This window comes from Bacillus sp. ISL-34, assembly GCF_018613325.1.
Classification (GTDB): Bacteria; Bacillota; Bacilli; order Bacillales; family DSM-1321; genus Peribacillus.
Genome location: NZ_JAGGQJ010000004.1, coordinates 432,160 through 445,384, shown reverse-complemented (window position 1 = coordinate 445,384; position 13,225 = coordinate 432,160). Strand labels below are relative to the sequence as shown.

Below are 13,225 nucleotides of genomic sequence, written 5' to 3'. Positions count from 1 at the left end.
GGAGCCTTTTATGGATTACGCATTAATAATTTCAATCAGCATTTACATGGCTGGCATGCTTTTGATTGGTTACTTCGCTTACAAAAAAACTTCCAATTTAAATGATTATATGCTGGGCGACCGGGGCCTTGGTCCTGCTGTCACTGCATTAAGCGCCGGTGCTGCGGATATGAGCGGTTGGCTTTTAATGGGTATGCCTGGTGCCATGTTCGCAACAGGACTAAGTTCCATCTGGATCGTAATCGGTCTCACGTTAGGAGCCTATGCGAATTGGCTGTATGTTGCACCAAGACTAAGGACCTATACGGAAGTCGCCAATAACTCCATTACGATCCCTGCTTTCCTGGAAAATCGTTTTGGCGAAGGCTCACGGATCTTAAGGCTCATTTCGGCTTTGGTTATCCTGATATTCTTCACCTTTTACGTTTCTTCCGGAATGGTATCCGGCGGAGTCTTATTCCAAAGTACATTTGGCCTTGATTACCACTCAGGTCTATGGATCTTGACAGGTGTCGTCGTCGCCTATACTTTATTCGGCGGATTCCTGGCAGTAAGCTGGACAGACTTTGTTCAAGGAATCATCATGTTCGTTGCCTTGATCCTTGTACCGATCGTCACGCTTATCCATGTGGGCGGTTTCGGTCCTTCGATCGACACACCACGTTCCATTGATCCAGCTCTATTGAATATTTTTACAGGGACGAGCTTTTTAGGAATCATCTCATTGTTTGCATGGGGACTGGGTTACTTCGGACAGCCGCATATCATCGTCCGCTTTATGGCGATCAGTTCTGTTAAGGAAATCAAGAAAGCCCGTAATATCGGGATGGGCTGGATGATTTTCTCCAGTATCGGTGCCATGCTGACTGGATTTATCGGAATCACCTATTTTTCTCAGAACAACCTGAAGTTAGCTGATCCTGAAACGATTTTCATAGAGTTAGGGGAAATACTATTCCACCCATTCATTACTGGTTTCTTGATTTCAGCAATACTAGCAGCCGTAATGAGCACGATTTCTTCGCAGTTGTTGGTTACAGCCAGCTCTTTAACCGAGGATATATACAAAACCTTCTTCCGTCGTTCCGCTTCAGATAAAGAGCTTGTCTTCCTAGGCAGACTTTCCGTACTGATCATTTCGATCATCGCGCTGATCCTATCTTGGGAGCAGAATGACACGATTCTTGGACTTGTCGGGTATGCTTGGGCTGGATTCGGTTCTTCATTCGGTCCATTGGTCTTACTAAGCCTCTGCTGGAAACGCATGACAAGATGGGGTGCATTAGCAGGAATGGTCGTTGGTGCCGCTACTGTCATTTTCTGGTCTATGGCAGGATTATCCGATACGCTTTATGAAATGATCCCTGGTTTTGGCGCTAGCTTGGTTGCCATCATCGTGGTCAGTCTTCTTACAGCCAAACCATCAAAAGAAGTAGAAGAGAAATTCGAGGAATTCGAAAGAACATTAAAACAATAATAAATCCCCTAAAAGGAACGGTATTTTTTCATATACCGTTCCTTCTTTGTGCTTGCCCCTATACACATCATCCGTTTAAAAGTATTATTAAACTAAGTTGTCATACACTTCAAAAAATAACAGGGGGCCATATATGTCATTAGAAAAAATCCTGACTCTCACAAACATCAACGATATAACGGATATGGTCAGCACTTATTTAAAAAAACCAGTCGTCATCGAAAATGACCAATTTTTATTGCTGGCATATAGTTCATATTATATCGAACACTTCGACCAAGCCAATCGGCAAACTATCTTCACAAAGCATTGGCCGATTCCAATTTTGGAGAAATTCATGGATGAGGGCATTGTCGAACAGCTTAAAACGGTGGAGCATCCATTTAGGGTGAAACAAATCGAGGAAATCGGTTTAAATCAAAGAGTCGTTGTAAGCGCCGTTCACAAAGGACAGGTCTTCGGATTCATTTGGGTCCAAGAAACGGAAATGATGTCTGAATCCGATTTGGAATTTTTACATGAAGTTTCCCATCATATCGGCAAGCTCCTTTATCAGAAAAAACAGATAAACATGAAAAAAGATGAAGAAAAAAATGAATTTTATCAAAAGGTCATTGACGAAGTCTATCAAACGGAAAACCAAATAAAATGGGAAGCCGCCAATATGAGTCTTCTCATTCCGGAAACCTTCCTTGTCAATGTCTTTACCATCGCTCAATCCGATGCGGAACATTTCGATGAATTAGCGGATACAGTCAGTCTATTCGCCAATGCCTTGAATCATTTTACCCATGTATTCACAAACCAATTGAAGATCATCGTCTTGATTGGCAGCAACGGAAAAGGGAAAGACCTGCTTACCGATAGCGCCAATGATTTAACGAACACCGTTCTTTCCCAATTCAATGATAAAAAGGTATTCCCGGGAATCGGAAATGAGTATTCTTCGATTCTTCAATTAAGAAAATCCTATCTCGAAGCCCTGGAAGTGATCAATGCAGCCAAGTTCATCGGCAAACCTGAACAGCTTCCCTTTCAATATAGCAAGCTTGGGATTTTCCGTTACCTCGAAATGATCTCCAACCATCATGCTAAAACGAATTATTTCAATATGGATTTAGAAATTCTTCAAAAGAAGGACCAGGAAAGCCAAACCAAACTCCTTCAAACACTGGAAATATATCTGTTGAACAATTGCCGGATCAAACCGACAGCTGAACAGCTATACATTCATACCAACACATTGAAATATAGATTGAATCAAATAACCGATCTCACCTCAATCGATTTTGATAACTTTCATTCGAGAATGCAACTATACATCGATTTACAGCTTATAAAGCAGAGATCTTAAAGAGCATCCGGTTTTTGAGTTCGTGAAATTCAATAAGCTAAGGAGAGAAGAAAAACGGCTGGATCTGCCGTATTCCTCTCTCCTTATACATTTCACCTATTATCTTTCTAATAGGTAACAATTTCGTTCTTTTGTTACGATTTAACTGGACTCACCTTATACGGAAACTTCAGGCTTCCCAGTAAGAACGAAATCCATGATTTCCTCTTTCGATAGTTTGCTAAGACCCAGAGTTTCGGGAATCCATCACTGGTGTGTCTAATCCGATATGGTCGGCAATTGAAGCGAATGTTCGCAAACCACAAGGAATGTCCTCGGATAAATAACGTGATTGTTAGTGAGTCATTTCCTTACGGCGAAAAATGGCTCCAAGAGAAGCTTGATACAATGTGCCGATTCTCGACATATCACTTGAACCAAGCACCATTCCGTCTCTTCACTGTTATGTTCGCAATTTCTTGAGTAAGTTTAGCTAACATATAATCCCCCTGTTTATCGCAAAACTATAAAAAACCAGCTCCCAATTACCTTGAGCTGGTTTTTCATGTATCTCATTATATTAAATTAATTTAAGGGCATTTTCCTTCATGAAACGTTTTCCTTGTCGCCGGTGTATTCATGCTCCCAAAAGTCGGCGTTTTTTATGCCTAAAGCTTTGGGATTGAAAACCGGATCCAGCCCCGCCTTCTTTTGCGTTTCGTAATCCTTTAACGCAATAAGCGCCGGTTTGGCCAGAATTAAAATGGCAATGACATTAAGCCATACCATAATGCCCAAGCCAGCATCCCCTAATGCCCAAGCCAGTTCTGCCGTACGGACGGATCCATAAAAACTGGCCGCCAGGATGATGAGCTTCAAGACGAACATGGCCCATTTACCATTCCGGTTGCGCATTAAATAGGCGATATTGGTTTCGGCAATATAATAGTAGGCCATGATCGTCGTAAAGGCGAAGAAGAAAAGCGCGATTGCAACAAATCCGGCACCAAAACCTGGGATTACACTATCGATTGCCGCTTGGGTATACCCTGGACCAGGTGATACATCTCCCAAATTATTGACGATAAATGAACCATTTTCCGCTTGTGTATTATACATGCCTGTAAATAAAATCATGAAGGCCGTAGCGGAACAAACGAACAATGTGTCGATATAAACCGAGAAAGCTTGGACAAGACCCTGCTTTGCCGGATGTGATACTTCAGCCGCAGCCGCCGGATGAGCGCCTGTCCCTTGGCCGGCCTCATTCGAATAAACGCCACGTTTCACTCCCCAAGCAATCGCCATGCCAATGAGTCCCCCAAATGCAGAATCCAACCCGAAGGCACTTCTGAATATCAAAGAGATGACTCCCGGTAATTCAGTGATATTCAATAGGACGATGACAACAGATAACAATATATAACCTAGAGCCATGAAAGGCACGATCAAGGTTGCAGCATTAGCTATCCGTTTTACACCGCCGAATATAATGAAGCCCAGTAAAAGGACGATTGCCAAGCCAGTGAAAACCGGTTTGATGCCGAATGCATTTTCCACCCCGGCAGCAATCGAATTGGATTGAACACCTGGCATAAGGACGGCCATGGCAATAAGGGCTGCAAATGCAAAAAGAACAGCAAACCACTTCCACCCTATCCCTTTTTCAATATAATAAGCGGGGCCTCCCCGATATTGTCCATCTTGTTTGACTTTATAAATTTGAGCTAAAGTGGATTCCACGAATGCACTGGCCGCTCCAATGAAGGCGATGGCCCACATCCAGAAAACGGCACCGGGACCGCCAAAGGCGATAGCCGTGGCCACTCCTGCAATATTACCTGTACCGACCCGCCCTGAAAGGGCTATGGATAAAGCCTGGAAAGAGGAAACCCCCGCTTCCGAACTTTTGCCTTGGAACATCAAAACGACCATTTCCTTAATATGCCTCACTTGCAGAAAACGGGTTAAAATAGAGAATAATAAACCTACTCCCAATAAAATATAAATGACTGGTGAACTCCATAAAACTCCATTTAAAGCCGTAATAAAATCAGACAATCAAGCTCCCCCTCATATTTTGAAAATTCTAATTTATCTTTTAATGATTATATTTCATCTTGGTGAATTAAACAATAGTTTTTGTGTCAGGTAACCTAACATACCGCTTTTTATTTTTCCAATAGAAAAATCCATACTTTCCTTCCCGAATGGAAAAAACGCCAGCGATTCCGCCGGCGTCATGTTTTTTGCATATAGGTCAAGATACTCTAATCGCACCCAATATTTCCTGTTCCAATTGATTGGTTCTCTCCACTTTTGTTGATTCCGTCCATCCGAAATATCCAGCCATATAATCGATCACTGCATGTTTATGCGTTTGGACTAAATCGATATCGAATAATAGCGTCCCCGTCCTGCGGAAGAAGAAATCCACTGGCGTTGCGGCCATTTCATGATCTAGTGCGTATTTCAGCTGTACGAACAATTTCCTTGGAAGGCCGCTGCTTGCTCCTCCGTCCCCTTCGCTTTTTGCGATATCGAATAACACAGGTGCGTTGGACCCATACATGGCCAATATCTCTTCGGAGTCCTTAACAGTGAGTCCTGAGTCAACTCCCATTTGAATATGCTGCTTGATATAATCGGAGAAGTTGCTTGATCCCCCGACATCCCCTCCGGAAATCGGCATTCCTTTAGTGCTGCTGGCTGGGTAAATTTTATTGTATTGCTGGGCAAGCTTCCCAGCCAAAAGGTCGACCGTCGTTTTTGCCATTTTGCGATAACCGGTCAATTTCCCCCCCGCAATCGTGATAAGGCCGGAATCGGACTCCCATATTTCATCTTTCCTTGATATCTCAGAAGGATCTTTTCCTTCTTCAAGAATCAACGGCCTTACTCCAGCCCAGCTTGATTCGATATCATCGTCCGTAATGTTCACTTCCGGAAACATATAATGTATGGACTTCAATAAATAGGCACGGTCTTCGGATGTAACGGTCGGCACTGCAGGATCACCATCATAAAAAGTGTCCGTAGTCCCTACATAAGCCTTACCGGCTCTCGGGATGGCAAAAATCATCCGGCCATCAGGCGTATCAAAATAAAGCGCCTGCTTCAACGGGAATTTCGATTGGTCGATGACCACATGAACACCCTTGGATAACTTCAGCGTTTTCCCTTTTTTCGATTGGTCCTTCTCACGAATGGAATCGACCCATGGACCTGCTGCATTAATGACTTTGTCTGCGTATATTTCATAAGCATCACCTGAAAGTAAATCGGCAACCTGGACACCGTTCACCTTACCACTTTCATATAACAATTTATCTACTTTTGTATAATTTATCGGTGTTGCACCTTTATCGACAGCCGCCTTCATGACTTCAATCGTAAGACGTGCATCATCTGTCCGGTATTCAACATAGTAGCCTCCGCCCTTCAGTCCCTCTTTCTTAACGAGAGGCTCCCGTTTTAGTGTTTCCTCCGCCGAAAGCATTTTCCTGCGTTCAGCCTTTTTAACCCCCGCAAGGAAATCATATACCCGAAGTCCAATGGAGGTACTGAATTTCCCGAAGGTGCCTCCTTTGTGCATCGGTAACAGCATCCATTCCGGCGTGGTCACATGCGGTCCATTTTCATAAACGATTTCTCGCTCTTTACCAACCTCGGCAACCATTTTTATTTCAAATTGCTTCAAATACCGCAATCCGCCATGAACAAGTTTTGTTGAGCGGCTTGAAGTACCTGCTGCAAAGTCCTGCATTTCAACCAAAGCCACTTTCATTCCACGGGTCGTTGCATCCAGGGCGATCCCTGCACCGGTAATTCCCCCACCAATGACAACCACATCATATTTCTCTTTTTTCAGAAGGTCGATCGTTTCTTCCCGATATATATTTGAAAACCTCATGCCTGACTCCTCCTTTAAATATTGCATTCTATTTTTTTCGTGAGTTTGTGCGATTTACTCGTGAAATTGAGCGGTTTACTCGTGAATTTTGCACTTTTACTCGTGAATTCGCATTTCACTCTCGAATTCTGCACTTTTACTCGTAAATTCACGCGGTTTACTCGTGAATTTACGCGATTTACTCGTGAATTCGCACTGTTTACTCGTGAATTCTGCACTTTTACTCGTGAATTCGGCCATTATATTCAATTGGTTCATTTGTTCGCATAGTTTATATAGATATTAATATCCCTCATCGGCCATTAAAAACAAAAAAAGAGACCATAAATGCACATTATCGAATTAACGATAACGCATTCATGGTCTCTCCTGTTCTCCGGCCGAGTTATTAACTTGATTTCATTATAGCATACTCCAGCTCATTTGAGAAAGAATACAATTTGTTTTTTATTTAAACGCCATAGCGGCTTGTACAGCTTTTTTCCAGCCTTCATATAATTTTTCACTATCTTGCTCTTCCATGGATGGTTTAAAGGTTTTGTCTACAGCCCATTGCCGGGAGATTTCTTCTTGATCCTTCCAATACCCGACAGCAAGGCCAGCTAAGTATGCAGCACCTAATGCTGTGGTTTCGTTTATGGTCGGCCTCTCGACGGGCACCCGTAGTAAGTCGCTTTGGAATTGCATCAAGAAGTCATTCTTGACTGCCCCGCCATCCACTCTTAATGTCTGCAGCTCGATTCCTGAATCCGCCTCCATTGCGTCAAGGACATCCTTCGTTTGATATGCCAATGATTCAAGTGTGGCACGAATGAAATGTTCTTTCGATGTTCCTCGCGTCAAACCAAAAACGGCTCCCCGCACTTCGCTGTCCCAATATGGAGTTCCAAGTCCTACAAAAGCCGGTACCACATATACTCCATCCGTACTTTCCACCCGTTTTGCATAGGCTTCGCTGTCCTTGGCATCATGAAGCATCCGCAGACCATCGCGCAGCCACTGGATTGCGGAGCCAGCTACGAATATACTGCCTTCCAGTGCATATTCGACCTTCCCATTCAATCCCCAAGCAAGGGTCGTCAATAGTCCGTGTTCGGAACTGACAGCCTTGGCTCCTGTATTCATGAGCATGAAACAGCCTGTTCCATACGTATTTTTAGCCATTCCTTCATTAAAGCATGCTTGTCCGAATAATGCTGCCTGCTGATCACCGGCTGCCCCGGCGATCGGAATCGATTGGCCGAAGAAATGATATTCGATCGTACGTGCATACTCCTCAGAGGAAGGCCTCACTTCCGGCAGCATCGACTTTGGCACAGTCAATATCTCGAGCAGTTCTTCATCCCATTTCAGTTCATGGATATTGTACATCAATGTCCGGGATGCATTGGAATAGTCCGTTACATGAGCCTTGCCTCCTGATAGTTTCCAGATCAGCCAGGTATCGATGGTACCGAATAAAAGCTTGCCTTCATCCGCCTTTTTTCGTACCCCTTCCACATTATCGAGGATCCATTTCACTTTCGTTCCGGAAAAATATGCATCTATCAACAATCCCGTTTTATCCCGGAATAGATCATTAAGTCCCTTTTCCTTTAAATCATCACAGATTTCACTTGTTTGCCTGGACTGCCATACAATCGCATTATAGACAGGGGCACCCGTTTCCTTATCCCAAACGACTGCCGTTTCACGCTGGTTGGTGATCCCGATACCGGCAATTTGCTCTGGCTTTACACCGGATTCCGATAGTACACCGGCAATCACCGCCAGAATCGATCCCCAAATCTCATTGGCGTTATGCTCGACCCAGCCTGGTTTAGGGAAATGCTGTGTGAATTCCTTTTGGGATGAATGGACGATTTCCCCCTTTTCGTTAAATAAAATCGCCCGCGAACTTGTTGTTCCTTGATCTAATGATAAAATGTATTTTTCCATAGTGTATGCCCCTCCCTTTAATTAACTGGCGATATTTCTGCTTTCCAATTCATTTGACTGTTTTTTACCAAAAGCATAGGCTAATATCAATAGTACCAGGCTTGCACCCAAAACAGACCAAAATTCTGCTGTTAATTCCCCAAAAAAGAATGCTTTATAACAAACGGCACCAAGTGAGCCCCCAACAATCGGTCCAACGACCGGAATCCATGCATAGCCCCAATTCGAATTGCCTTTACCAGGTATCGGCAGCAAAAAGTGAGCGATGCGTGGCCCTAGATCGCGGGCCGGGTTAATGGCGTATCCTGTCGTTCCCCCAAGTGACATCCCGATCACGACAATCAATAACCCGACAGCGAATGGGTTTAAACCCTCTGTAAAATTATTGGCACCTATAAATAATAAACCAAGAATAAGGATGAAAGTTCCAATCATCTCACTTAATAGATTTGAAAATGTGTGCGGGATAGCAGGTGAAGTCGCAAACACACCAAGCTTCGCTCCTGGATCATCCGTAGCTTTCCAGTGTGGCAAATAGTGCAGGAATACTAGAGTCGCCCCCAGGATTGCGCCAATCATTTGGGCAACGATGTAGCCGGGCACATCACTCCAAGGAAATTCCCCAATAATGGCAAACCCTACTGTAACCGCCGGGTTTAAATGCGCCCCGCTTATGGAACCCACTGCAAAAACGCCCATGGTAACAGCCAAACCCCACGCAATCGTAATAACGATCCAACCGGCATCTTTTGCATAGGAACCCTTTAAGGATGAACCAGCCCCAATACCTGCTCCGAATACAACTAATATCATCGTGCCTAACACTTCTCCCCAAAATGGAGTCATGAATGAAACCCCTCCCCTGATAAATTTTTAAACCTTGCCAACAAATAAAAAGGAGATCCACAGCAGAACTATCTTCATAAAAAAATTATGAATAGATCTGTTGTGAATCTCCTAGTCTCCGTCACATATATTAACTTGTACTGTAAAATATACTAGGTTATGAAAACGCTGTCAATATTTTGTGAAAAATTAATCTGTTTTTCTGTAATTTTTTTCAAATTTTCCCTATTAGTCGATATCCCATAATTCAGTTTTAGAAGTGGTGATCGACGACGCTCCAGCATCAAGGGCGTTCAGGACTTCATCCGAAGTACGTATGAGGCCGCCAGCTAAAATGGGCGTCTGCAATCGTTCCTTCACTTCTTTTATCATCCATGGCATAGCGCCCGGCAATACTTCGATATAATCAGGCTTGGTTTTCTGCACCAGCTTATAACTTTTCTCAAGCGCATGTGAGTCTATTAAAAAGATTCGCTGGATGGCAATGACCCCCTTTTGCTTTGCCTTTAATATAACGCTTGATTTAGTGGAAATCAGCCCATAGGGATTATATTCCTGACAAATGAATTCTGTCGCGTATTCATCACTTTTTATGCCATGGATCAAATCGACATGATAAATCATTCTCTTATTATGCTGCTTTGCCATCATACTTACGTTTTTTAATTGTGATATATGCAAATCAAGAAACACACCTATTTCATAGGAACTTTCTAAAAATCTTTCGAAATCCTTCATGCTTGCTGAAGCAGGCAAAATCTTTTGATCCATCATTATCCTCTCCATTCCCAGAAAAACTCAAAACTTCAAGTCATTTAGTATATTTTAAAGAGCTTGATTTATCAAACACATTTTTTCATGACCAATGTCACCATAACACTAACATACCTGGCACTCCCTTTATAGATTGCGGCTAAGGATGTATGTAAGATATTTCCTTATCTCATAAAGAAAGTTTCATTTTCAATGCACCTTCGACGAGTTCGAACGATTTAATTGTGCCCACCGGAAATTTTCTCACGATGTTCCAAGCATTAACATCCATTTTGATCGTTCTATTTTCAAATTCAAAGAATGGCGGCCTGTTAAATATCCTTTGGTTGATGAAACCCCTGTCAATTGGTTCCATTTTCACTAATTCAAATGAAATCTTTCTTTTTTCAACGTGTACCGGAATTAATGTAATCCGGAAAGTTACGTTTTTCTTAAACATCATTTTTTTCACTTCCACCGTTCCGGAAATCACTATATGCTTTGGCGTAATCACGACTTTAATATCCTGACCAGATGATTTCATTTTTATGATTCTCTCTATCATGGCTTCAGTTACCGTTATCGGTATGCCATTTTTGAATGGACTCATCCTTGCACTCCCTCCCCACTCAAAGCATATGCCGGGTTCCCGGATGCCGTTAACATTTCAACCCGATTAATAATCGGTATATTCTAAATCTTCCACCTTCAACCCTTGACCTTTATAGAAACTACCTGTATAGTCATAATTAATTTAATAGACAACTCTTATCCAGAGAGGTGGAGGGACTGGCCCTTTGATGCCTCAGCAACAGACTGATCATGTACTGTGCTAATTCCAGAAGTGTAAAAACTTGAAGATAAGAAGAGTACATAGCTTTGTTGCCAACACCTCTTCTTATTTTTAAGAAGAGGTTTTTTATTTTTAAAAGGAAAGAAGGAATGCAACATGTCAATCACATTAACGAAAGCACCATTCAGGGCCGATCACGTAGGAAGTTTATTAAGACCAGAACGTTTACATATTGCCAGAAAGCAATTTAAGGAAGGTACAATTTCGGCAGAGCAGCTTCGTGAAGTTGAAACCGAAGAAATCAATCGGATTGTCGATAAACAAATTGAAGTTGGATTAGAGGCCGTTACCGACGGTGAGTTCAGACGAACATGGTGGCACTTTGACTTCCTCGAACATTTAAATGGCATCGAGGGATATGTGACTGAAAAAGGTCTCACTTTCGATGGTGTGGAAACAGAGAGATATAACGTTCGCAATACCGGAAAGGTTTCATTCAATCCTGAACATCCCTTCATTCGTGATTTCATTGAATTGAATAAAATCGTGAACGGACGTGCCGTTGCCAAGCAAACCATTCCCAGTCCGAATCAGTTATTTGCTGCAGGCATTCATAATGAAGACATCTACCCTGATATTGAAGACTACGCAAATGATATCATCAAAGCCTATCAGCATGCTTTAAAAGCCTTTTATGAAGCAGGTGTGCGTTATCTTCAATTGGATGATGTATATATTGCCAGACTTTCAGCTCCAGATTTCCAGTTCAAAGATGGAAAATATACGAGGGAACAATTAATTGATCTAGCACTTCGCGTAATTAATGGCGCATTGGAAGGAAAACCAGAAGACCTTGTTGTCACTACCCATCTATGTCGTGGAAACTACCAGTCCACATGGGCGTTTGAAGGAAGCTATGCCCATATCGCCCCAACGTTATTGGCAAAAGAAAAAGTGGATGGATTCTTCTTGGAATATGACGATCAACGCTCAGGGGATTTCAAACCATTGGAATACATTCCAAATGGCGGGGCACGGGTCGTACTCGGTGTCGTCACTTCAAAAAATGGTGAAATCGAAGACAAGGAAGCAGTTAAGGTACGCATCAAGGAAGCTTCAGACTTCGTTCCGCTCGAACAATTATGCTTAAGCCCTCAATGCGGCTTTGCCTCCACCCATCACGGCAACAAACTGACCGAAGAACAGCAATGGGAAAAGCTGAAGTTCGTCGTTGATGTAGCAAAAGAAGTATGGGAATGATTTTTTTGCGGAAACTTCAATACTGATTTACAAGATTCGAACAACCTAATCGGCATCATATAAGCGTGCCGATTAGGTTTATACTATATAAAAAGCGTAAAAGACATTCCAAGCTGAAAGAACGGCCATCAGCACGTCCCCTTTTTACTTGCAGCTATCATCATCATCATCCATTTTCTTCACAAATATATCATCCGTCACCCTATCTTCCAGCATGTTCCTCAAGGCCAATTCCGCAGCCTTCCCATCACTTGGCGATCCGTCCGAGAAATACATCGGAAACAATGAGAAAAACATGATATAGAAAGAAAAATAGATAAATTGATACCAGATTACCGAGCTGTCCAGGATATTCTGATACACTAAGCTATATATGATCAGCATGCTGACTAAATTAAAGATAGATCCGCCTAAATATATCAGCGTATTCGTCAATCGATTATCATGTTTCAATCCCTTGAACTCGCAAGTCCCATTCCAAAAATAATATTTCCTCACCTCTATGTTCCGAAAGGCGAAAAGTTTATTGCCACAACCGATCAAGATTTTCTTTTCTGATCCCCCAAAGATCGTAACAAAGAAAATATGCCCGCTCAAATGTATCAGCGTAACGATCGGCATGATCAAAAAAAAGGAAAATAGAAATTTAATGATATCAGAGAGACCAAACATGTTAAATCACCCCTCCTTACCAGAGCCATTTTCTTGCCAGGATGCTACTCTGATACCCTACCCACATTAGTTATAACTAGTAAATTTTCACAGTAGTAATATGTTGCTTTCCACAAGTGATAAGCGGATAATTTGTTCTCCTTCTGCTTAATTCGGGCTGTTTCCAGCTTGATTTCGCCTGCCTTCAGGTTTTTTCGGCCTATCTCCTGCTTAATTCGACCTTTCTCCAACTTTATTCGA

At 42.5% G+C, this 13,225-nt stretch carries 10 protein-coding genes, 1 pseudogene and 1 riboswitch; of the genes and pseudogenes, 3 read left to right on the top strand and 8 right to left on the bottom strand.

Annotated elements, in window-relative coordinates; translation table 11 throughout:
* The first annotated feature begins 10 nt into the window (after positions 1-10).
* Positions 11-1,477, top strand: a complete 1,467-nt coding sequence (gene putP, locus J7E52_RS05980; RefSeq protein WP_214744093.1) for a sodium/proline symporter PutP — start codon at positions 11-13, stop codon at positions 1,475-1,477.
* A gap of 133 nt (positions 1,478-1,610) precedes the next feature.
* Positions 1,611-2,831: a PucR family transcriptional regulator gene (locus J7E52_RS05975; protein ID WP_214744092.1), complete on the top strand. Its 1,221-nt coding sequence runs from the start codon at positions 1,611-1,613 to the stop codon at positions 2,829-2,831.
* Positions 2,832-3,051: 220 nt separating this feature from the next.
* On the opposite strand, the pseudogene J7E52_RS27355 reads toward J7E52_RS05975, so the two are convergent.
* The 7 genes and pseudogenes from J7E52_RS27355 to J7E52_RS05940 form a co-directional block, all read right to left on the bottom strand.
* Positions 3,052-3,150, bottom strand: a pseudogene (locus J7E52_RS27355) (hypothetical protein); the annotation flags it as partial.
* Positions 3,151-3,416: 266 nt separating this feature from the next.
* A complete protein-coding gene (locus J7E52_RS05965) occupies positions 3,417-4,871 on the bottom strand; it encodes an alanine/glycine:cation symporter family protein (protein WP_214744091.1) in 1,455 nt (484 codons plus the stop codon).
* Positions 4,872-5,070: 199 nt separating this feature from the next.
* On the bottom strand, positions 5,071-6,723 hold the full coding sequence (locus J7E52_RS05960; RefSeq protein ID WP_214744090.1) for a glycerol-3-phosphate dehydrogenase/oxidase: 1,653 nt from the start codon (positions 6,721-6,723) through the stop codon (positions 5,071-5,073).
* 447 nt (positions 6,724-7,170) lie between these two features.
* On the bottom strand, positions 7,171-8,661 hold the full coding sequence (gene glpK / locus J7E52_RS05955) for a glycerol kinase GlpK (RefSeq protein ID WP_214744089.1): 1,491 nt from the start codon (positions 8,659-8,661) through the stop codon (positions 7,171-7,173).
* 21 nt (positions 8,662-8,682) lie between these two features.
* The gene (locus J7E52_RS05950; RefSeq protein ID WP_214744088.1) at positions 8,683-9,507 is read right to left on the bottom strand and encodes an MIP/aquaporin family protein; all 825 of its coding nucleotides are present in this window, start codon (positions 9,505-9,507) and stop codon (positions 8,683-8,685) included.
* A gap of 228 nt (positions 9,508-9,735) precedes the next feature.
* The gene (locus J7E52_RS05945) at positions 9,736-10,278 is read right to left on the bottom strand and encodes a glycerol-3-phosphate responsive antiterminator (RefSeq protein ID WP_286197490.1); all 543 of its coding nucleotides are present in this window, start codon (positions 10,276-10,278) and stop codon (positions 9,736-9,738) included.
* 172 nt (positions 10,279-10,450) lie between these two features.
* Positions 10,451-10,870 carry a hypothetical protein gene (locus tag J7E52_RS05940; RefSeq protein WP_214744086.1) on the bottom strand — a complete coding sequence of 140 codons (420 nt, stop codon included), beginning with the start codon at positions 10,868-10,870 and terminating at the stop codon, positions 10,451-10,453.
* A gap of 155 nt (positions 10,871-11,025) precedes the next feature.
* Positions 11,026-11,127, top strand: a riboswitch (SAM riboswitch).
* An 82-nt stretch (positions 11,128-11,209) separates the two neighbouring features.
* Here J7E52_RS05940 and J7E52_RS05935 point away from each other — a divergent pair.
* Positions 11,210-12,313 (top strand): 5-methyltetrahydropteroyltriglutamate--homocysteine S-methyltransferase, encoded by a 1,104-nt coding sequence (locus J7E52_RS05935; RefSeq protein WP_214744085.1) that lies wholly within the window; start codon positions 11,210-11,212, stop codon positions 12,311-12,313.
* A 144-nt stretch (positions 12,314-12,457) separates the two neighbouring features.
* On the opposite strand, the gene J7E52_RS05930 is transcribed toward J7E52_RS05935, so the two are convergent.
* A complete protein-coding gene (locus tag J7E52_RS05930; protein WP_214744084.1) occupies positions 12,458-12,985 on the bottom strand; it encodes a hypothetical protein in 528 nt (175 codons plus the stop codon).
* Positions 12,986-13,225: the final 240 nt, after the last annotated feature.